Origin of the sequence: Micromonospora sp. WMMA1947, assembly GCF_027497355.1 — a bacterium.
Lineage (GTDB): Bacteria > Actinomycetota > Actinomycetes > Mycobacteriales > Micromonosporaceae > Micromonospora.
The window spans coordinates 4,195,618-4,215,256 of the sequence record NZ_CP114909.1 but is presented as its reverse complement, the minus strand read 5'-3'; the positions used below and the strand labels follow the sequence as shown (position 1 = coordinate 4,215,256).

General features: G+C 69.8%; 19 protein-coding genes and 1 pseudogene. 6 read left to right on the top strand and 14 right to left on the bottom strand.

All coding sequences use genetic code 11. The features are described from left to right. Positions 1-109: 109 nt before the first annotated feature. The 3 genes from istB to O7604_RS20060 all read right to left on the bottom strand — a co-directional run bounded on the left by istB (position 110) and on the right by O7604_RS20060 (position 3,762). Complete coding sequence (istB, locus tag O7604_RS20070) at positions 110-898, bottom strand: IS21-like element helper ATPase IstB (RefSeq protein ID WP_242796383.1); 789 nt, start codon at positions 896-898, stop codon at positions 110-112. Beyond that, entirely contained in the window at positions 898-2,124 is a 1,227-nt protein-coding gene (istA, locus tag O7604_RS20065) for an IS21 family transposase (RefSeq protein WP_269704654.1), read from the bottom strand. Before istA ends, istB begins: the two co-directional genes overlap by 1 nt. A gap of 564 nt (positions 2,125-2,688) precedes the next feature. Beyond that, the gene (locus O7604_RS20060; protein ID WP_281577371.1) at positions 2,689-3,762 is read right to left on the bottom strand and encodes a LacI family DNA-binding transcriptional regulator; all 1,074 of its coding nucleotides are present in this window, start codon (positions 3,760-3,762) and stop codon (positions 2,689-2,691) included. A 206-nt stretch (positions 3,763-3,968) separates the two neighbouring features. On the opposite strand from O7604_RS20060, the gene O7604_RS20055 reads away from it, so the two are divergent. The 4 genes from O7604_RS20055 (at position 3,969) to O7604_RS20040 (ending at position 8,586) form a co-directional block, all read left to right on the top strand. After that, the gene (locus tag O7604_RS20055) at positions 3,969-5,240 is read left to right on the top strand and encodes an ABC transporter substrate-binding protein (protein ID WP_281577370.1); all 1,272 of its coding nucleotides are present in this window, start codon (positions 3,969-3,971) and stop codon (positions 5,238-5,240) included. 64 nt (positions 5,241-5,304) lie between these two features. Next, on the top strand, positions 5,305-6,237 hold the full coding sequence (locus O7604_RS20050; protein WP_030500465.1) for a sugar ABC transporter permease: 933 nt from the start codon (positions 5,305-5,307) through the stop codon (positions 6,235-6,237). 130 nt (positions 6,238-6,367) lie between these two features. After that, entirely contained in the window at positions 6,368-7,147 is a 780-nt protein-coding gene (locus O7604_RS20045) for a carbohydrate ABC transporter permease (RefSeq protein WP_269707068.1), read from the top strand. Further along, positions 7,144-8,586 (top strand): GH1 family beta-glucosidase, encoded by a 1,443-nt coding sequence (locus O7604_RS20040; RefSeq protein ID WP_281577369.1) that lies wholly within the window; start codon positions 7,144-7,146, stop codon positions 8,584-8,586. The genes O7604_RS20045 and O7604_RS20040 overlap by 4 nt, the downstream gene beginning before the upstream one ends. Before the next feature lie 262 nt (positions 8,587-8,848). Here O7604_RS20040 and O7604_RS20035 read toward each other — a convergent pair. From O7604_RS20035 to O7604_RS20020, 4 genes and pseudogenes are all read right to left on the bottom strand, one after another. Then, positions 8,849-9,610 (bottom strand): annotated as a pseudogene (locus O7604_RS20035) (winged helix DNA-binding domain-containing protein); the annotation flags it as partial. Beyond that, complete coding sequence (locus O7604_RS20030; RefSeq protein ID WP_281577368.1) at positions 9,531-9,830, bottom strand: hypothetical protein; 300 nt, start codon at positions 9,828-9,830, stop codon at positions 9,531-9,533. The gene O7604_RS20030 and the pseudogene O7604_RS20035, both read right to left, overlap by 80 nt. Positions 9,831-9,885: 55 nt before the next feature. Next, on the bottom strand, positions 9,886-10,728 hold the full coding sequence (locus tag O7604_RS20025; protein ID WP_281577367.1) for an NAD(P)H-binding protein: 843 nt from the start codon (positions 10,726-10,728) through the stop codon (positions 9,886-9,888). Positions 10,729-10,790: 62 nt separating this feature from the next. Next, a complete protein-coding gene (locus O7604_RS20020; RefSeq protein ID WP_281577366.1) occupies positions 10,791-11,975 on the bottom strand; it encodes an epoxide hydrolase family protein in 1,185 nt (394 codons plus the stop codon). A 63-nt stretch (positions 11,976-12,038) separates the two neighbouring features. Between O7604_RS20020 and O7604_RS20015 the strand changes: the two genes are divergently transcribed. Both O7604_RS20015 and O7604_RS20010 read left to right on the top strand, forming a co-directional pair. Further along, positions 12,039-13,016: a YafY family protein gene (locus O7604_RS20015; protein ID WP_281577365.1), complete on the top strand. Its 978-nt coding sequence runs from the start codon at positions 12,039-12,041 to the stop codon at positions 13,014-13,016. A gap of 41 nt (positions 13,017-13,057) precedes the next feature. After that, positions 13,058-13,908 (top strand): IS5 family transposase gene (locus O7604_RS20010; RefSeq protein WP_281577345.1). Its coding sequence is split into 2 segments (ribosomal slippage): positions 13,058-13,393 and positions 13,396-13,908, totalling 849 coding nucleotides; the frame shifts between segments, so codons are not numbered across the junction. Positions 13,909-14,857: 949 nt separating this feature from the next. On the opposite strand, the gene O7604_RS20005 is transcribed toward O7604_RS20010, so the two are convergent. The 7 genes from O7604_RS20005 to O7604_RS19975 are packed head-to-tail and all read right to left on the bottom strand — an operon-like array spanning position 14,858 to position 19,639. Then, positions 14,858-15,583 carry a DsbA family protein gene (locus O7604_RS20005; protein ID WP_281577364.1) on the bottom strand — a complete coding sequence of 242 codons (726 nt, stop codon included), beginning with the start codon at positions 15,581-15,583 and terminating at the stop codon, positions 14,858-14,860. 27 nt (positions 15,584-15,610) lie between these two features. Further along, entirely contained in the window at positions 15,611-16,357 is a 747-nt protein-coding gene (fabG, locus tag O7604_RS20000; RefSeq protein WP_281577363.1) for a 3-oxoacyl-[acyl-carrier-protein] reductase, read from the bottom strand. Beyond that, the gene (locus tag O7604_RS19995) at positions 16,354-16,881 is read right to left on the bottom strand and encodes a 3-hydroxyacyl-ACP dehydratase FabZ family protein (RefSeq protein WP_281577362.1); all 528 of its coding nucleotides are present in this window, start codon (positions 16,879-16,881) and stop codon (positions 16,354-16,356) included. The genes fabG and O7604_RS19995 overlap by 4 nt, the downstream gene beginning before the upstream one ends. Continuing rightward, a complete protein-coding gene (locus O7604_RS19990; protein WP_281577361.1) occupies positions 16,878-17,258 on the bottom strand; it encodes a MaoC/PaaZ C-terminal domain-containing protein in 381 nt (126 codons plus the stop codon). The genes O7604_RS19995 and O7604_RS19990 overlap by 4 nt, the downstream gene beginning before the upstream one ends. 32 nt (positions 17,259-17,290) lie before the next feature. Then, positions 17,291-17,554, bottom strand: coding sequence for an acyl carrier protein (locus tag O7604_RS19985; RefSeq protein WP_281577360.1), 264 nt, complete (start codon positions 17,552-17,554; stop codon positions 17,291-17,293). Then, the gene (locus O7604_RS19980) at positions 17,551-18,729 is read right to left on the bottom strand and encodes a beta-ketoacyl synthase N-terminal-like domain-containing protein (protein ID WP_281577359.1); all 1,179 of its coding nucleotides are present in this window, start codon (positions 18,727-18,729) and stop codon (positions 17,551-17,553) included. The genes O7604_RS19985 and O7604_RS19980 overlap by 4 nt, the downstream gene beginning before the upstream one ends. 37 nt (positions 18,730-18,766) lie before the next feature. Further along, positions 18,767-19,639 (bottom strand): SDR family oxidoreductase, encoded by an 873-nt coding sequence (locus O7604_RS19975; RefSeq protein ID WP_281577358.1) that lies wholly within the window; start codon positions 19,637-19,639, stop codon positions 18,767-18,769.

The following is a 19,639-nucleotide window of genomic DNA, read 5'->3' as shown; positions in this document are numbered from 1 at the left end:
CAGCAGGCTTCGGGTGGGATTCGAGTCTCAACCCCCGGGTGTCAACGCCGGCTGAACTTTGACCCCTCTGTTCCGGCCGAATGTTGACCCCCTCGCTGGTTGTTGATGTTCAGTCGTTGGTCTTGGTTGCTGCGGGGACGCGGCCGAGGTCGCGGTCTTTGAGGCGGTAGCTGTCGCCCTTCATCGAGATGACCTCGGCGTGGTGGACGAGGCGGTCGATCATGGCCGCGGCGACGACATCGTCGCCGAACACTTCGCCCCAGCGGCCGAAGGGCTTGTTGCTGGTGACGATCAGCGAGGCTCGTTCGTAGCGGTTGGAGACGAGCTGGAAGAACAGGTTCGCGGCTTCGGCTTCGAAGGGGATGTAGCCGACCTCGTCGACGATCAGCAGCGGGATCCGGCCGAGTTTGACCAGTTCGTCCTGCAGCCGGCCGGCATGGTGGGCGTCAGCCAGGCGAGACACCCACTGGGCGGCGGTGGCGAACGCGACCCGGTGCCCGGCCTGGCAGGCCCGGATCCCGAGGCCGATGGACAGGTGGGTTTTGCCGGTGCCGGGCGGGCCCAGGAAGACGACGTTCTCTCGGCCGGTGATGAAGTCGAGGGTTCCCAGATGGGCGATGGTCTCCCGCTTCAACGACCGTTGGTGGTCGAAGTCGAACTCCTCCAGGCTCTTGCGGGCCGGGAACCTGGCTGCCCGGATGCGTCCTTCTCCGCCGTGGGCTTCGCGGGCGGCGACCTCGCGTTGCAGGCAGGCGGCGAGGAACTCCTCATGCGTCCACGACTCTGCCCGGGCCCGCTCCGCCAGGCGTTCCACCGACGCGGCCAGGGACGGCGCCTTCAGGGCACGGGTGAGGAACGCGATCTCGGATGCGACGTTGCGGCTGGTCTTGGCGGCCATCACGCAGCCACCTCGTCCAGGCCGAACATCCGGTCGTAGTCGCTCAACGGCCGGCGTTCGACCTGGGCGTCGACGGCGGCCGTCGGGGTGCGTTGGGCGGCGATGCGCAGATCGGCGGCGGCTTGCCGGTGTGCGAGGTCGGTGATGCTCTGATGCTTGGCCCAGCAACGGTCGTGCCGGGCCACCGGTCGGCCGTCGCAGAGCACCGTCACGTGGTCGCAGTCGGCGGTGACCTCGACCCGCCGGCCGACCACTGACGGGTGCACCGAGTAGTCGTTGCCGTCCAAGCGGACGTAGTGATCGCGGGGCAGCCGGGTGGCCTGCCGCCACCCGACCACCGGCGCGACCGGCGGCAGCGGCAGCATCACCTGCCGGTCGGCGTCCCACCGCTCCGCCGGGCGGCAGCCCAGCATCCGGTGCTGGCGGTTGTTCGCCCGCACCAACCACTCGGTGAGCTGAGCGTTGAAGTCGCCGGGTGAGGCGAAGCGGCGTCCGGGCAGGAACGACGTCTCCAGATAGCCGTTGGCCCGTTCGACCAGGCCCTTCGATTCGGGGTCCGCCGGCCGGCACTGGATCACCTTGATGCCGAGGGTGCCGCGGAAGGCGTTCATCGCCTCGGTCAGCTGCGGCCTGCCGGCCCGCCACTGCCCGACGGCGGACTCGTTGTCCCACACCAACGCCTTGGGCACCCGCCCCCAGCCGGAGATCAGCGTCCAGTGTCCGACCAGCAGGTCCGGCGACTGCCGCGACGGGATCATCACCGCAGACAGCCACCGCGAATACCCCGACACCATCACCAGCACCGGCGGCCGACCGACCTGCCCGAAGCCCAACGGCACGTCCGCCGGCGGGAACCACAGATCACACTGCGCCAGCTCACCCGGCAGATACTCCGTCCGCTGGGCCGGATCCGGCCGGCGGAACAACGGCCGCAGCTGCTGCACCCGATCAGAGAACACCGTCTTGCCGCGAGTCCACCCGACCCGCTCCATGATCACCGTCGTCGGCATATCCGGGAACTCCGCCAACAACGCCCTGATCTGCGGCTCGACCGCGTCCACGATCGAACCCTTCGCCGCCCGCTGATAACGAGGCGGCTCATGACTGGCCAAGGCCTTGCGCACCGTGTTCCGCGATACCCCCAGCCGACGACAGATCGCCTTGATCGCCATCCGCTCCGCCCGGTGCAACCGACGGATCTCCGCCCAGTCCTCCACGCTCAGCACCTCCCGATGCTTCCGGAAGGGGTCAAAATTCAGCCGGAACCACGGGGTCAGTTTTCAGGCGGAGCCGACACCGGGATGCATGCCGACGTCACCGCGATGGCATCCGGTGCCATGCGGTGACGCGACGAGCCCTGTTGGCTGACGTCAACGAGCTTCGAGACAACAGCCGACACCAGTCAAGCGGGGAGCGATGCTCGTGACCACTTCGGAGTTCTCTGGGAGGTCGCACCGGATTCATCGCCCACATCACCGCAGGCCAAAGCCTTCCGTTCTGCCCGGCCTCGGTGACCACTTCGGGCGGGCGACGAGACCCCGTCGTTCCATCGCCCGATGGCCGCCATCAAGACTTCGAACTGTGGGACCCGCTCCTCTGGCCTTCATCCTGCGCGCCGCATGGACCTGGCCCCGGATCATTCGAGCCACCGCCGGCCCCGACCTCGCCCAGGCACGGGTGTGACGCTCGAGGCAGGCCCGGTTGCGGGGTCGGTGACAGCGGCTCCGGCAACAGCGACCGCGAGCAGCAGCACGATCCAGAGCGGGACGGCGCCGACGTCGCGTTTCGGGTCAGGTGGTGCCGCGGACGACGAGCGTCGTCGGCAGCACGGTCGGCTTGGGCGGGTCGTCGCCGCCGTGCAGCATGGCGACCAGCGCATCGGCGGCGGCCGTGCCGAAGCCGGGCTTGTTCTGGGCGACGGTGCTGAGCCCGGGCGGGATCAGCGCGGCCACCTCGATGTCGTCGAAGCCGACAATCGCAATGTCGTCGGGGATCCGTAGGCCGGCCGCCTGGGCCGCCCGCATCGCGCCGACAGCCATCTCGTCACCGGCGACGAACACTGCGGTAGGGCGGTCGTCGAGGGCGAGCAGCCGGTCCATCGCGGCGTGACCGCCGTCGAGATAGAAGTCTCCCTCGACGACGTGGCCGTCGGTGAGCGGCAGGCCGGCCCCGGCCAGCGCGGCCCGGAAGCCGACGAGCCGTTCGGCTCCCGGCCAGGTTCGCAGCGGGCCGGTGATGGTGGCGATGCGCCGGTGGCCGCGTTCGACGAGGTGGCGCACGGCGAGCGCCGCGCCGCCGGCATTGTCCGAGGTGATGTAGGTCGACGTCGGACCGTCGACCCGCAGGTCGAGAGCGACGCACGGCACCTGGGCTTCGACGAGGGCGAGCACGGCCGGGTCCCGGGTGCCGTTGTCGATGATGACCGCGCCGTCGAGGTTGTGCTGGCGGACGGCGCGCACGTATCGCTGCCCGTCGTCGGGCCCCGCCGCGTCGTGGCCGGCGAGCATGAGCAGGTTCAGCCCGTGCGCGCTGAGCGCCGTCTTGAGCGCGACGAGGATCTCCTGCAGGAATGGGTGGCGCCACCCAGGGCGGCGATGGTCGGTGTCCCATACCAGGCCCACCATGTTGGACTTCTTCGTGGCGAGCGTCCGGGCCGACCCGTTCGGCAGGTAGCCGATCTCGGCGGCCAGGTCGAGGATGCGCTGGCGGGTGTGCTGGCTGACGACCTCGGGGGTGTTGAAGACGCGGGACACGGTGGCGACGGACACGCCGGAGCGGCGCGCCAGCTCCCTGATAGTGGTCAATGTGGTGCCTTCTCTGTAACCGGTTTCACGACCGTAGCGCCAGCGATGTCCGCCGGTCAACCCGCATCGACCGTTACCTTTTCGTAACTTGACACCCCATAGCCGAACCCGTTCACACTTCCCAGGAAAGGCGCTCGCCGGCGGTCACCCGCAACTCGGCCGGCATCCGATCTTCATCCAACTCCACCCACCCCCACCACCATGGCTCGCCGACAATGTAACCGGTTTCAGGTAACCGGTTACATCGCACGAAAGGGTTCCCTGGCATGCACCCAAACCGACTGTTGCGACTGGCGGCGGCCACCCTGGCCGCCGGAGTACTGCTGACCGCGTGTGGCACCGGCACCGAGGGAGGCTCCGGCGGCGGCAACGAAAAGATCACCCTGAACGTCAACCTGTTCGGCAACTTCGGGTACCAGGACCTGTACGCCGAGTACCAGAAGGCGCATCCGAACATCACGATCCAGGAGCGCACGGCCGCCTACAACGACCATCATCGCGACCTGATCACCCACCTGGCCACCGGCTCCGGCGCGGGCGACATCGAGGGCGTCGACACGGGCTTCATCGCGCAGATGCGCGAGCGGGGCAACCTCTTCGTCGACCTGGGCAAGGACCGCCAGTCCGAGTACCTCGACTGGAAGTGGGCGGCGTCGCTGGCGAAGGACGGCAAGCAGATCGGGTACGGCACCGACGTCGGCGGCCTGGCCATCTGCTATCGGCGTGACCTGTTCGAGAAGGCCGGCATGCCGTTCGACCGCGACCAGGTGTCGGCCGCCTGGGGCAGCAGCTGGGACCAGTACATCGAGTTCGGCAAGCGGTACGCGGCGAAGGCCCCGGCCGGCAGCGCCTTCTTCGACGGCGGAGGCCAACTGTTCAACGCCATCATCGGCCAGGCCCCGGTCGGGTACTACAACGAGGACAACGCCATCGTCGTGGGCACCAGCCCCGATGTCCGAAAGGCCTGGGACCTGACGGTGAAGGCGATCCAGAGCAACCTGTCGGCCAAGCTGATCGGCAGCTCGCAGGAGTGGAACAACGGCTTCGCGAAGGACCAGTTCGCCACCATCGCGTGTCCGGCCTGGATGATGACCAAGATCAAGGACCAGGCGAAGCACGCCGCCGGCAAGTGGGACGTGGCGAGCGTCCCGGGCGGCGGCGGCAACTGGGGCGGCTCTTACCTCACCGTTCCCAAGCAGGGCAAGCACACCGAGGAGGCCAAGAAGCTCGCGGCGTGGCTGACCGCCCCGGAACAGCAGGCCAAGGTGTTCACCGCGCGGGGCAACCTGCCGTCCATCCCGGCTCTGTACGACAAGCCCGACATTGCCCAGTACAAGGACGCCTTCTTCAACAACGCACCGGTGGGCCAGCTCTTCACCACCGCGGCGAAGCAGCTCAAGCCCCAGTACCAGGGCCCGCGAGCCGGAGACGTGCAGACCACCATCCGCGACGCCCTCGTCCGCATCGAACAGGGCAAGCAAAGCTCCGACGAGTCCTGGAAGCAGATGGTCAGCGACGTCGAGCGACTCGCCAAGTAACTCGACCCGCGCCGCCGGCGGTCGCCCCTGACCGCCGGCGGCTCCCGGCGACGAAGGATCGACGATGGCCACCTACCTCCACCAGGCCCGGCGGGCCGGCCTGAGCCGGCTCGACACCAAGGGCTCGCCCTACCTCTACATCCTGCCGTTCTTCCTGCTGTTCGGCGCGTTCGGGCTGTTCCCGCTGCTGTACACGGCGTACGTCTCGTTCAATGACTGGGACCTGCTCGACTCCGGGTCGCACCGCTGGGTCGGCCTCGCGAACTACCGCGAGATGCTGCAGGACGCGTACTTCTGGAACGCCCTGGGCAACACACTCAGCATCTGGGTGCTGTCCACCGTGCCGCAACTGCTCGCCGCGCTCTGGATCGCCCACCTGCTCAACCACCGGCTGCGGGCCCGCACCGCGCTACGGATGGGTGTGCTGCTGCCCAACGTCACCTCGATCGTGGCGGTGACGATCGTCTTCACCCAGCTTTTCGGCCGCGACTTCGGCATGGTCAACTGGGCGCTCGGCCTCGTCGGCATCGGCCCGATCGACTGGCAGGCCAACACCTGGAGCTCCCACCTGGCCATCTCGTTCATCGTCGCCTGGCGGTGGACCGGCTACAACGCCCTCATCTACCTCGCCTCGATGCAGGCGATTCCGCATCACCTGTACGAGGCCGCCGACCTCGACGGCGCGTCGCAGGCTCAGCAGTTCAGGCGGATCACCGTCCCGATGCTGCGGCCGACGATCATCTTCACCACGGTGATCTCGACGATCGGCGGCCTGCAGATCATGGCCGAACCCCTGCTGTTCGCCAGCTCCCAGACGCCCACCGGCGGCTCCGACCGGCAGTTCCAGACCGTTGCCCTGTTCATGTACGAGCAGGGGTTCCGGGAGTTCCGCTTCGGCTACGCCTCGGCGGTCGCCTGGACGCTCTGTCTGGTCATCGCCATCTTCGCGATCATCAACTTCCTGCTCACCCGGCGCATCGCCAAGGACGAGGACTGAGGAGAACGCCGTGACCACCCTCGCGGACCCCATTCAGACCGGCACCACACCCTCGCCGCCGCCACGCCGGTCCCACCGGCGCCGGAGCTTCGGGTACCCACGCAAGGGCTCGGTCTGGAGCTACGGCGCCCTGCTGGCGGTCGTGGCCGGGTCGGTCTTCCCGCTCTACTGGTCCGTCGTCGTGTCCTCGCAGACCAGCGACGCCGTCACGAAGGTGCCGCCGGCCCTGGTGCCGGGCGGGCACCTCTTCGACAACATCGCGCGCGTGTTCGACACGACCGACTTCGGCCGAGCCCTGGTGAACTCCTTCATCGTCAGCGGCTCGATCACCGTCTCCGTGGTGTTCTTCTCGACCCTGGCCGGGTTCGCCTTCGCCAAACTGCGGTTCCGAGGCCGAAAGGCGCTTCTCGTCGTGGCCATCGCGACCTCGATGGTGCCGCACCAGCTCGGCATCATCCCGCTGTACATCCTGATGGCCGACCTCGGCTGGACCGGGCGCCTCACCGCCGTGATCGTGCCCGGGCTGGTAACCGCGTTCGGCGTCTTCTTCATGACCCAGTACCTCGGCCGCGCCGTACCCGACGAACTGCTGGAGGCCGGCCGCGTCGACGGGTCCAGCACGTTCGGCCTGTACTGGCACATCGTCCTGCCGGCGGCCCGCCCCGCCGCGGCGGTGCTCGGGCTGTTCACCTTCATGCAGGCGTGGAACGACTTCTTCTGGCCGCTGGTCGTGCTGCAGAACAACGCGACCGTGCAGGTGGCGCTCTCCGCACTGGCCAGCGGCTACACCACCGACTACACCCTGACGCTGACCGGCACGTTGCTCGCCACGCTGCCGATCCTCGTCGTCTTCATGCTCCTCGGCCGGCATCTCGTCGACGGCATCATGCAGGGTGCGGTGAAGGGATGACCACCACATCCGAAGGTGCCGCCGCGGCCTCAACCCGGCCGGACCTGCCCGAGCTGCCGGACCTGCCGGACCTGCCGGCCGGCTTCAGCTGGGGCGCCGCCACCGCGGCGTACCAGATCGAGGGGGCGGTCGACGAGGACGGCCGCGGGCCGTCGATCTGGGACACCTTCTGCCGCCGCCCCGGTGCCGTCGACGACGGCACCTCCGGCTCGGTCGCCTGTGACAGCTACCACCGCTGGCGGGAGGACGTGGACCTGCTGGCCGGCCTCGGCGTGGACGCCTACCGTTTCTCGGTCGCCTGGCCACGGGTCATGCCGACCGGGCGGGGCGCGGTGAACCGGCGAGGCCTCGACTACTACGACCGGCTCGTCGACGCCCTGTGCGGGCACGGCATCCGGCCGTTCGTGACGCTGTACCACTGGGATCTGCCCCAGGCGCTCGAGGACGAGGGTGGCTGGCGGGTACGGGACACCGCCGAGTGGTTCGCCGAGTACGCCGCCGCGGTGGCGGGCGTCCTCGGCGACCGGGTCCAGGACTGGATCACGCTGAACGAGCCGTACTGCTCGTCGATGGTCGGCTACGCGGAGGGCCGGCACGCTCCCGGCGCCGCCGAAGGACATGGTGCCCTGGCCGCCGCCCACCACCTGCTGCTCGGGCACGGCAGGGCGGTCGCCGCAGTCCGGTCCGCCGCCGGCCCGCGGTCGCGCGTCGGCATCACGCTCAACCTCTCCCCCGCCGTGCCAGCCAGCGACACCGAGGCCGACCGGGCGGCGGCGGATCGGCAGGACCTCATGCTCAACCGGCAGTTCACGGATCCGGTGCTGGGCGGCGCGTACCCGTCCGGATTTGAGCGGCTCTACGCCGGGGTGAGCGATCTGTCGTTCCGCCGCGACGGTGACCTGGCGGTGATCTCCACGCCGCTGGACTTCCTCGGTGTCAACTACTACTACCGGGTGCACGTCGCCGACGCCCCGTACGAGCAGCCCGACCCGGCGCTGCGCAGCGCGTTCGACATCGGGGTCCGGCATCTACGGCCGGACGGGTTGCCCACCACCGACCTGGGCTGGCCGGTGGAGCCGCAAGGGCTGTTCGACACCCTGACCGGGCTCGCGGACCGTTACCCGGGCCTGCCTGCCGTGTACGTGACGGAGAACGGCTGCGCCGACCTGCGGGACGGACCCGAGCCGGACCCGGAACGGATCTCGTTCGTGGCCGGGCACCTGGCGGCGGCGGCCCGTGCGGCCGCCGTCGACGACCGGCTCGATCTGCGGGGGTACTTCTACTGGTCGCTCATCGACAACTTCGAGTGGGCCCGCGGGTACGGGCCCCGCTTCGGTCTGGCCCACGTCGACTACGGCACCGGATCCCGTACGCCCAAGGCCAGCTACCACTGGCTGCGTGACCGCTTGCGGGCGTGGCGGGAACGCACCTCCACCTGAAGCGCCGCCCGCGGCTCGTGGCGGCAACGGCATGCGCGGTCACCCGGCCGGTTGCCCACGCCGATCCCGCCGTCCGGGCTGCCCTGGTTGTCGGCGCCCGTGGCGCGCCCCGCGAGTGGTAAGAGCGACTCATCGTGCGGCTGCCTGCTCGACCTACTACGCCCGTGCCGTCGCGGAGGTCGTGGGCGGCGCCGGGCACGGCGAACTCCAGCAGCCGGGCGCCTTCGGCCTCGATCTCGGCGCGCTCGATGGCGGTCAGCGGCCGGAACGGGTCGATCTCCAGAGTCGCTGACGCCGTGCCTGGATGGAGCTTCCAGGCGCCCGTCACCTGCCCGTCCACGAGGAAGGTGGCGCGCATCCCGTTGCGCGTCATGACCCGTTTGCGGGCCTCCTCTGAGATCACGCGGGTGCGGTCGGCATGGGAGGCCAGGAGGTTGTCGTATTCGGGCAGGAAGCGAACCGGCGCGCGGGCGTCGGCGTCGGGGCGTGGCGCATCCGGGAGGTCGAACAGCTCCACCCCGTGCTCGTCGCGGAAGACCGCCAGCCGTGGCCGCAGCCTCTCCAGGACGGGCCGCAGCCGGGTTCGGCCGGCCCACGTCTGCATGTCGGCGACCGACGCCGGGCCGAACGCGGCGAGGTAGCGCAGCACGATGTGTTCGGAGTCGGCGGCGGAGGCGGGCTCGGCTCCGGTCCAGCAGGCCGCCGTCGCGTACCGGGTGGTGCCGCCGACGCCCCAGACGGCGCGTGGCGGCACCTGCACCAGCGGTACCAGGTTCCGCACCACGGTGGCGAGTGCCCGGGGCTCGCGATCGGGCCACCGCTCGTGCAGCGCCGCGACGAGTTCCTTGGGGGTGAGGTGTCGTGCGCCGAGCAGTGCCCGGCCCGACTCCGCCACGGCCGCACGGTCCAGACCGGTCAGGATCGTCTTGAACGCGGTGTCCAGCTCACGGTCGAGCGCGGGCTGCGCCCATGGCCGCAACGAGCGGTAGTCCGCCGTGGTGACCAGGTGGACGGTGCTGCGCATCAGCGCGACCCGCACCAGGCGGCGCTTTGGTCAGCGCGTCCGTCAGGTGGGCAGTGCCGAACTTCCGCAATCTGCTCCAGAGCCCGAAGTAGGGCGCCTGCGCCTGCATGCCGACCAGCCGGGTGACCGCCTCCTCGGCGGTCGCGTCGGCCCGTTCCAGCAGCATCTGACGGGCCAGCAGGGCTCGCCCCAGCACCCGTCGCCGCAGCACCTGTGCCACCGTGCCGTCCTTTCATCGTATGGCAGGGCGGCGGATGCCGCCCCTGCCTCGTCGATCAGCCGCCGAAGTCGGCCCGGTGATCCGCGGCCCACCGAGCGTAGGTACGCGCGGGGTGCCCGGTGATCTGCTCGATGACGTCGTTGACCGGCGCGGGCCTGCCGACCGCCTGCGCCATGAGACCGAACAGCGCCGCCAGGAACTCGGGGTCCATGAACTGGCTCATCTGCTCCAGCACGGGCTCCGGGTCGAGGTCCTCGGCGGTGAGCGGGCGCCCCAACGTCTCGCCGAGGATGCGGACCTGCTGCGCCTGGGTCAGCGACTCGGGGCCGGTCAGGTCGTAGGCCCGCCCCGCCTGCCCGCCGCCGGTCAGGATCCGCGCGGCCACCTCGGCGACGTCCCTCTCGTGCGCGGCGCTGAACGCGGCTTCGGCGTACGGCGCGCGAATGACGTCACCGCCCTGGAGCTGCATCGCGAACGTCAACGAGTTGATGGCGGGGAAGAGTAGCCGCAGGAACGTCCACTCGATCCCAGATGCCTCGATGGCCTGCTCGACGTCGCGGTGGTACTGGGCGATTACGTCGGGCTGCCGCTCGGCGCCCGGGACGATCGCCCCCGAGGACAGGAACACCAGCCGCCGCACCCCGGCCCGCCCCGCGGCCGCCAGTAGCGGAGCGACATCCATCCCGTACTGCAGAACCAGGAAGGCGGCTTCGACGCCGGCCAGCGCCGCCGGCAGCGTCTCGGGCTTGGTCAGATCGCCCTGGACGACGTCGACTTCCGCCGGGAGCCTGGCCTGTTCCGGGGTACGGGTCAGCGCCCGTACCGGCGCACCCGCGGCGACCAGCTCTTCTACTGCCTGACGTCCGAACTGAGCCGTGGCACCAATGACGAGATACATGAGGGTTTCCCTTCGTGTGAAGACTGGGGGTCTGATGGGGTCCGCCTACAACCGGCGGCGGATCAGCGAACCTTGCGGAAGAACTGCTGGATGTCGTGGACGAGCAGATCGGGCGCGTCGTGGGCGGCGAAGTGGCTGCCCCGGTCGTAGACGTTCCAGGAGACGATGTTTTCGTGGTCGCGATCGGCGAACGTCCGGATCGACTGGTAGTCCCAGGCGAAGTTGGCCAGGCCGAGGGGCACGGTGGTCGGTTTCGGCACGGTGGTGCCCCGGCCGTTCGACTTCTGCTGTACGGGGGCCGCCGCCGCGTCCTCGTAGTAGAACCGGGCGGCTGAGGCGGCTGTGTTGGTCAGCCAGTAGATCATCACGTTGGTGAGTACGTAGTCCGGGTCGAGCGAAGCGCCGAGCAGCTGCGCGTGCCAGCCCAGCAGGCCGGCCGGGGAGTCGGCCAGGGCGTGCGCCAGATTCTGCGGCTCGGTGGACTGGAGCTTGTCGTACGCGCCCCGGTTCTGGGTGAACCACTCGGCGAACGCGAGCTTGCCGCGCTCCTCCTCGGAGAGGCCGGCCAGTTCGGCGGGGTCGCCCGACGGGAACGAGAAGACCTGTGTCACGTGCACGCCGCAGACGTGCTCGGGGTCGACCCGGCCCACCTCGGGCGAGATCAGCGATCCGCCGTCGTTGCCGGCCGCGCCGTACCGGTCGTAGCCGAGCCGCTGCATCAGCTCGGCCCAGGCCCGGGCCACCCGGTACCGGTCCCAGCCGCGCTCCCGGGTCGGCCCGGAGAAGCCGAAACCCGGCACCGACGGGATGACCAGGTGGAACGCGTCCGCTGGGTCGCCGCCGTGCGTTCGTGGCTCGGTGAGCGGGCCGATCACATCCAGCCACTCGACCACCGAGGTCGGCCAACCGTGGGTCAGTATCAGCGGCGTCGCGTCCGGCTCCGGCGACCGCACGTGCAGGAAGTGGATGTTCTGGCCGTCGATCTCGGTGGTGAACTGCGGGTACGCGTTCAGCCTCGCCTCCCAGGCCCGCCAGTCGTACCCGGTGCGCCACCGCTCGACCAGCTGCCTCACGTAGCCCACCGGGACGCCGTACTCCCAACCGGGCGGCACCGGACCAGCCGGCGCCGACTCGTCCGCGGGCAGTTCCTCCGCCCACCGAGTGTGGGCCAGCCGCTGCTGGAGATCGTCGAGCTCGGCCTGGGGGATGTCGATCCGGAACGGTGCGATCGTGCTGTCGTTCGTCATGGTCATCAGCGTAGGAGGAGATTAGGCAAGGTTCGTTCCTAATAAACTGGCATACTGCGAAGAATGTTGGAAACCGCGGCGCGGCTGCTGCGCCTGCTCTCGCTACTCCAGACACCCCGCGAGTGGACCGGCGCCGAACTGGCCGAACGGCTGTCGGTCAGCACCCGGACCGTTCGCAACGACGTGGACCGCCTGCGGAACCTCGGCTATCCGGTGCACGGCAGCCGGGGCGCGGTGGGCGGCTACCGACTCGGCGCCGGGGCCAAGCTGCCGCCGCTGCTGCTCGACGACGAGGAAGCGGTCGCGGTGGCGATCGGGCTGCGCACTGCCGCCGGGGGCACGATCACCGGGGTCGAGGAGACCTCGTTGCGCGCGCTGGCCAAGCTGGAGCAGGTGCTACCGACGCGACTCCAGCGTCGCGTTGACGCCCTCAAGCGGTACGCCGTCGTGGTGCCGCGGGACGACCTTGGCCCGCGGGTGGACGCGGACAGGCTGAGTGTCCTCGCCGCAGCCTGCCGGGACCACGAGCGCCTGCGATTCGGCTACCGAAGCCACGACGGCTCCGAGAGCCGGCGCGAGGTGGAACCGTACCGGCTGGTCAACTGGGGACGACGGTGGTATCTCGTCGGGTTCGACGTCGAGCGGGCCGACTGGCGAACGTTCCGGGTGGACCGGCTCCACCCACGTACCCCGACGGGCCCCCGATTCATCCCCCGCGATCTCCCCGAGGAAGCCGTCGACCAGGTACGCCGGGGCGTGTCGTCGGCCGCATGGCGGTACCGGGCCCAAGTCGTCGTACACGCACCGGCCGAACAGCTCATCGAGCAAATCAACGCCGCCATCGGCGCCATCACTCCGGTCGACGACACCCACTGTCTGCTGGACACCGGCGCGGACAGCATCGAGGCGCTCGCCGTCCACCTCGGCCTGCTCGGCGTCGACTTCACCGTGACGGAACCCGCGGAACTCGTCGAACTCGTGCGTACGCTCGCCGGCCGCTACCACCGCGCCACCACCGAACCGCGTCCGCAGGACACCTAGGCGGTGTCTTCAAAGGATCTTGGTGTCGGATGATGTAGCGCGTGGGTCGTCGCTACGAGTTGTCTGACGTCGAGTGGGAAGCCCTGTCGAGGTATCTGCCGTCGGCGGTGACGGGTGGTCGGCCGCGGGTCGATGACCGGCGGGTGCTCAACGGGATCGTGTGGAAGATCCGGGCCGGGGCGGCGTGGCGTGATGTGCCGGCCCGGTACGGGTCGTGGCAGTCGATCTATACGCGTTTCCGCAGGTGGGCGCTCGATGGCACGTTCGAGCGGATGCTCGCCGGGATCCAGGCCGACGCGGACGCCGCCGGGGACATCGACTGGCTGGTGTCGGTCGACTCGACCATCGTGCGAGCCCACCAGCATGCCGCCGGCGCTAAAGGGGGCGCGGAGAATCGGACGAACCACAAGATCACGCCCTCGGTCGAAGTCGAGGTGGACTGACCACCAAGATTCACCTCGCCTGCGACGGCCTCGGGCGGACCCTGGCCTTCGTGCTCTCCGGCGGCAACGTCAACGACTGCACCCGCTTCATCCACGTCATGGCCGCCATCCGTGTCGAGCGACCAGGTCCCGGCCGGCCCCGGGTCCGCCCGGACCACGTCATTGCCGACAAGGGCTACAGCTCCAAGGCCATCCGGGCGGCCCTGCGCCGGCGCGGCATCGGGCACACCATCCCTGAGCGCGCCGACCAGCAGGCCAACCGCCGCCGACGAGGCAACCGCGGCGGCCGGCCACCGGCCTTCGACAAGCAGCTCTACAAGCGGCGCAACGTCGTCGAACGCTGCTTCAACCGGCTCAAGCAGTGCCGCAGCGTCGCCACCCGATACGACAAGACCGCGACCTCGTACCAGGCCACCGTCACCATCGCCGCCCTACTCCAATGGTTGTGAACCTTTGAAGACACGGCCTAGCACATTAAGGAGGGCGAACCCGACGACGAACCAGGCCGCGACGTCCCAACTTGCCGTCTCTGGCGCGGGCGGCGGCGTCGGGGACCGGCACATGTGGCCTTGGCCGGGATGTTCGAGTTCGATCCCGCATTTCGTGCAGTGCAAGGGGTCTCCTAAGCGGGCGCAGTCAAGCCTTCGTCAGGCCAGATGAGCTGGGTATCGTACAGCTTCCCGCACGGGACGAAGCGCCCGGCGGGTTCGGTGTGTAGAAAATCATGCCCGGTCGGTTCCGGGCCGGCGACCCAGGTCCCGCGAAACGAAGCCCGGTTAAATCCGCTGCTTGTGTAGCAGCACGTCGGGCTTTCCCTCTGTCCAGCCCGTACGGCGACCTGTACGGACTTGTACGGGCTGGACGGCGGCCCTGTCCGTGCGGCTGATCGTCCGCTGTTCTTGAATCCGGCCGCGGCAATGGGACGGATGCTCAACAAGGGACGATCTGCTGCGTGGCAGTTGAGCGGCCCGGTGGGGCCGGGAAGCTGCCGAGCACGCGCTTCCCGGCACCGATGCCGACGTCGAACCGTCCCTGTCATCCTGTTGGGACCAGCGGTCCAGGATCGACGGTCGACTACGGCGAGATCTACGATTGTTTGGCTGACGGGGTCACTGAGACGCTCGTGCCGCACCCCGATGCTCATCGCTCCGCTACGGCAACGCTGGAAGCGTTGACCGCGCTGGAAAGCCCCGATGGCGGAGCGCCGCAGTACACCTGTGCCTCGGCGTGGGCCGGACGAGGTATGGGCGGACCTGCCTCAGCCCTCGGACTGCGCGCGCGGCCGCTCGCGCCGGGACAAGTCCGGCTGTCGGCCCCGACACCACGGCCTGACGGAGATCCCCATCGAGGTCGACGGCACGAGCATCGTCCGCGCCTGACGTCCCAGAGCCGCCGAGGTCAGCCGCACCCTCCCGCGTGGCCGCCGTCGGTGGACGCGACACCGCTGGCCATCCCCACCGTCGCCTCGTCGGGGACCTGGTCGTCCGCCGGCCGCGGAACCGACCCGCGGAGAGCCGCGACGGCTAGGGGCAGCCGGTCCAGGCCCCAGAAGGCATCGCGGTCGACCACGAAGAACGGCACCCCGAAGGCGCCGACCCGGCCGGCCGCCGCCAGCGCCGCCGCGCCCTCCTTGCGAACCACCGGATCGTCGACGACGTCGGCGGTGCCCGGAAGCCCGATCTCGTCACCAATGGCGACGATGGTGGCGGGGTCGGAGATGTCCCGCCCCTCCTGCCAGCGAGCCTGGTACACGCGGTCGACATAACGGCGGGCGACACCCTGCCGTTCCGCCGCGAAGAACGGCAGGTGGGAAACCTCCCAGTGCGGATCGCGGTCCACCGGCCACGTCATCTCCAGGTCCCGCTCCCGGCTGAGCCGTCGGATGTCGCGCAGGATGTAGAGGTGCTTGGCCCGCGACATCGGCGAGTAGTCGAACCGCCCGCCCTGATCCGCTATGAGGCGGGTCGTCCACTCGTCCGGCTCCCAGAACGGCAACCAATGCACCGCGTCGGCGACGTCGGCGTACCGGTCGCGCAGGTCGAGATAGGTCAGCCATGAGTACGGACTGCGGAACGAGAAGAAGAACGTCGCCTGGCGCGGGCGGGTACCCGGTTGCTGCGGCATAGTCCCCTCCATTCGAGGATAAGCCGGTCAGACGGTGATTCCACCATCGACCTGGAACACCTGGCCGGTGATGTAGCGGGCCTGGTCGGAGACGAGGAAGGAGACAAGGTCGGCGACGTCCTCCGGCTGGCCGAAACGGCCTAGAGGGATTTGTCCCCGCATCTCCGAACGCACCTTCTCCGGCAGGTCCGTGGTCATGTCGGTCTCAATGAACCCCGGCGCCACCACGTTCGCCCGGATGCCGTACCGCCCCACCTCCTTGGCGATCGAACGGGTGAAGCCGATGATCCCTGCCTTGGACGCGGCGTAGTTCGCCTGCGTGGCATTGCCGTAGACGCCGGCGACCGAGGACAGCGTGACGATCCGGCCACTGCGCCGCTTCATCATCGAGAAGATGGCCGCGCGGCAGACATGGTAGGTGCCGTCGAGATTGACCTGGCGAACCTCCCGCCACTCCTCGTCGGACATCATGACCAGCGGCCGGTCCCGAACGATGCCGGCGGAGGTGACCACCGCCGCCAGGGGCCCCAACTCGTTCTCCGCACCCGCCACGAACTCGCGCACCGCGTCGCCGTCGGCCACGTCGACCTGCGCCCTGAAGATCCGCGCCCCGCCCTCCTCGGCTGCCTTGGCCAGTTCCTCGGCGGTCTCGCGCCGCCGCCGGTAGCAGAAGGCGACGTCGAACCCGTCGGCCGCCAGCCGGCGCACTACCGCGCTCCCGATGCCCCGCGACCCCCCGCTGACCAGCGCGACGGGGCGTTCCTGCGTGGTCATGTCGGCGTCCCCTCATCGGTCCTGGGTGACGCCACGACGGCGGGGGTCAGCTCGGCCACCGGCCGCAGCGCCACGACGAAGTGGCCGATCTCCAGCACCGTCTCGCCGTCGACCAGGGTTTCGCCGGCCAGGATCGCCGTGTCGCCGACGGCACGGACCATCCGCACCCGGTGCTCCAGTACGCTGCCCGGCCGCACTGGGCGCAGGAACCGCACCCGTTCGATGGCGCCGGCCAGATCGATCCGTCCGGACCGCACGTCCGACGTCGGGTGGTCCCAGGCCGCGAGCAACACGGCCGCCTGGCCCCAGGACTCGACCAGCAGCATCGACGGATAGTCCAGCTCGCTGGCGGGCTGGTCCGGCCCGAAGTGGCGGTAGCAGGGCTCGTTGGCGCTCACGGCCTTGCGTGCCGAGAGGGTGCGTCCCACCACCATCTCGGTAACCTGGTCGACCAGCAGGACGGGAAAGCGGTGCGGGATGACGCGCGTCACCTCGGTCGCCTCCGCCACCACGCTTGCCGTCATTCGTCCTCCTCGTAGCGCAACCGGATCTCGGCGACCGGCCCACCCGGGCCCCGCACCACGGCGTGGCAGTTGAGCCCTCCCTCGTCCGGGGCGAGGGTCAGCTCGTAGTCCAGCCGATCGCCGGGCCAGACCGGGGATAGGAACCGGCAGCGATGGATGTGCGACAGTCGGGACGCGTAAGCGTCGGCGACGGCCGCGGCGACCACCCGTTGCAACACGTCGATCAGGCAGACGCCCGGCACGATCGGCAGCCCGGGGAAGTGCCCGTCCAGCAGGGGCAGGTCGGCCGGGACCTCGACGCTGAACCAGAGGCGGTCGTCGGCGCCGCGTACCGCGGTGGGAGTAAGCCCCAGGCGGCTCGGAGGCAGCGTGGGCACCACGGTTTGCGGTGGTGTCCGAAGCCCGGCGGTCACGGCCGCCCGCCCAGCTTCTCCGTCAACAGTCGACAGGTCTTGTTCAGGCTCGTCACCTCGACGAGTTCGTCCTCCTGCATCCGGACGCCGTACTTCTTCTCCAGTTGTACGGTGATCTCCAGCGCCATCAGCGAGTCGACCCCGAGGTCGTCGACGAAGTTTGCGTCGTCGGTGATCTCGTCGGAGTCGATGTCGAGGATCTCCGCCAGGGTCTCCCGCAGATCCTCCTTGTCGACCAGGCCGGTGCCGTTCTCCGTCATCTCTGGGTCTCCCTTCCTCCAGTCGGCGCCCCGGCATCCGCCGGCGGCTGTCCGACCCTCTGCCGGTTGTCACGCAGTCTCATCAACAGGCAGCCGGCGATGCCCTCGCGGTCGACGGACGTGACGAGCGCCAGACGCCCGGCAGCCGGACCCGGTACGTCCGCCACCAACGCCACCGCGATCTGGACGTTCGCCGACACCGAGGCGGCGTCTCCGAGCAGCTCTCGGTGGCGCAACCGGACCACCCGGTTGCCGCTGAACGCGTCGTCGAGCGCCCACTGCTCGGCCTCGCCGAGCGGGCCGGCCGGAGCGGCGGGCACGACGAGCTCGACATCTTCGGCGTGTACGCCCGCGCGACGCAGTGCCCGGTTGACGCAGCGCCCCAACGCGAAACGCGCCGACTCCGGGTCCGTGAACGCGCCGAACTCCGTGGCCAGCAGATCCGCGACCGGCTCCCGACCGCGCGCGGTGGCTGAACTCTCCCACTCGGTGAGGAAGACCACCGCGCCCTCACCAAGCGGCGCCGGATCGACGCCCTCGCCGCGGGCATGCCACTCCAGCCAGGCACGCTGTTCGGAGAACTCCTCGACCGCGCCACACACGACGACGGCGCAGTGACCCCCGCGTTGCAGCCGCATCGCGTAGCTCAGGGCCAGCAGCCCGGTGACCGCGCCGCCGGCCACAGTCGTGTTCGGACCCTTCAGTCCGTGCCAGATGGCGCACTGCCCTGCCGCGCGGTTCATCACCGTGTTCGGGAAGCGCGCCGGATCGACGTGGTACGGCTTCGCCCCGGTCAGCGAGTCACGGGTGAAGCGCATCATGCTTTGCACGCTGCCCGAGGTCGTGCCGAGTACGAGCCCGACGTCGGAGCGGGTCTCCGCCAACCGGTCGATGGGATGTTTGGCCAGCAGCAGCCCGACGGTCGCCACGGCGATGCCGGTCGCCCGGTCCATCGACCGGATGCCCTTGTTGCCCAGCAGACCGGGCAGGTCCAGGTCCGTGATCAGCGCGCCCTGCCGGTACGGCGTCTGCCAGCCGGTCGGGTCCAGCTCGGCCACAGCCGTCCCACCGGACCTGATCCCCGTCGCCAGGCTCTCCGCACCGACACCCCAGGGTGACAGCGCGGCCCAATCGGTCAACACGAGTCGGTCGTCGACTCCCGCCTGCCTGCTCATGATCGTCTCCTCTCGCCCGATCGATGTGGCCGCCCGATCACCGGTCGACCGCCACAGCGGTGACGCTCGTCGCGCCGTTCGCGGCCGTGTCGTCGCCCAACTCCCACGCGTCGCCCGCGGCGAGGAGCTCGCCGCCGTCCACGCCGATCGTGTTGCCGGTCAGCCAGGACGAATCCGTTCCGGACAGCAGCACCACGGTCTCGGCCACGTCCTCCGGCTCGGTCAGCCGGCCGTGCGGATTGCCCCTGCCGGCCCGGGCCACGAACTCGGCGTGCTCCGGGATCCGCCGCAGAGAGGGCGTCACCGTGACGCCGGCGCGCAGCGCGTTGACCGCGACCCCGCGCGGCGCCAGCTCGCAGGCGAGTTGCCGGACGTGCGACTCCAGCGCCGCCTTCGCCGCCGACACCGCGCCGTAGCTCGGCAGCGCCTGCACGACACCGGCACTGGTCATCGCGAAGATCTTCGCGCCCCTGCGCAGCAGCCCCGCCGCCACCAGGTCCTGCACCCAGTAGACGAGGCTGTGCGCCATCACGTCGACAGTCATCTCCAGCTGGCGCTGGGCCAGCGTCGATCCGTGGCCGGTCCGCGGCAGGTAGGGCACGAGGGAGCCGAAAGCCAGCGAGTGCATGACGACACGTGGCCCCGCCCCGTCGGTCAGCTCGGCGACCATCGGAACCACCTCGGCCCGGGTGCGGACGCTCGCGGCGTTCATGTTCCAGAACCGCGCCTGGACCCCGTACCCCTCGATCTCCTTGACCAGGGCCGCCACGGAGTCGGCCGCGGGACCGTGATCGAAGTGGACGCCGATGATGTTGCTGCCGGCGCGCGACAGGGCCAGGGCGGCGGCCCGTCCCATGCCGCTGGACGCGCCGAGAATCATCGACCAGCTACCGCCCAACGGGATCAACAT

What these genes read in the sequence shown, in the direction of transcription:
- istB (WP_242796383.1), bottom strand. Translation starts at nt 898, where the DNA reads ATGGCCGCCAAGACCAGCCGCAACGTCGCATCCGAGATCGCGTTCCTC.
- O7604_RS20055 (WP_281577370.1), top strand. Translation starts at nt 3,969, where the DNA reads ATGCACCCAAACCGACTGTTGCGACTGGCGGCGGCCACCCTGGCCGCC.
- O7604_RS20050 (WP_030500465.1), top strand. Translation starts at nt 5,305, where the DNA reads ATGGCCACCTACCTCCACCAGGCCCGGCGGGCCGGCCTGAGCCGGCTC.
- O7604_RS20040 (WP_281577369.1), top strand. Translation starts at nt 7,144, where the DNA reads ATGACCACCACATCCGAAGGTGCCGCCGCGGCCTCAACCCGGCCGGAC.
- O7604_RS20025 (WP_281577367.1), bottom strand. Translation starts at nt 10,728, where the DNA reads ATGTATCTCGTCATTGGTGCCACGGCTCAGTTCGGACGTCAGGCAGTA.
- O7604_RS20020 (WP_281577366.1), bottom strand. Translation starts at nt 11,975, where the DNA reads ATGACGAACGACAGCACGATCGCACCGTTCCGGATCGACATCCCCCAG.
- O7604_RS20015 (WP_281577365.1), top strand. Translation starts at nt 12,039, where the DNA reads ATGTTGGAAACCGCGGCGCGGCTGCTGCGCCTGCTCTCGCTACTCCAG.
- O7604_RS20005 (WP_281577364.1), bottom strand. Translation starts at nt 15,583, where the DNA reads ATGCCGCAGCAACCGGGTACCCGCCCGCGCCAGGCGACGTTCTTCTTC.
- fabG (WP_281577363.1), bottom strand. Translation starts at nt 16,357, where the DNA reads ATGACCACGCAGGAACGCCCCGTCGCGCTGGTCAGCGGGGGGTCGCGG.
- O7604_RS19995 (WP_281577362.1), bottom strand. Translation starts at nt 16,881, where the DNA reads ATGACGGCAAGCGTGGTGGCGGAGGCGACCGAGGTGACGCGCGTCATC.
- O7604_RS19985 (WP_281577360.1), bottom strand. Translation starts at nt 17,554, where the DNA reads ATGACGGAGAACGGCACCGGCCTGGTCGACAAGGAGGATCTGCGGGAG.
- O7604_RS19980 (WP_281577359.1), bottom strand. Translation starts at nt 18,729, where the DNA reads ATGAGCAGGCAGGCGGGAGTCGACGACCGACTCGTGTTGACCGATTGG.
- O7604_RS19975 (WP_281577358.1), bottom strand. Translation starts at nt 19,639, where the DNA reads ATGTTGATCCCGTTGGGCGGTAGCTGGTCGATGATTCTCGGCGCGTCC.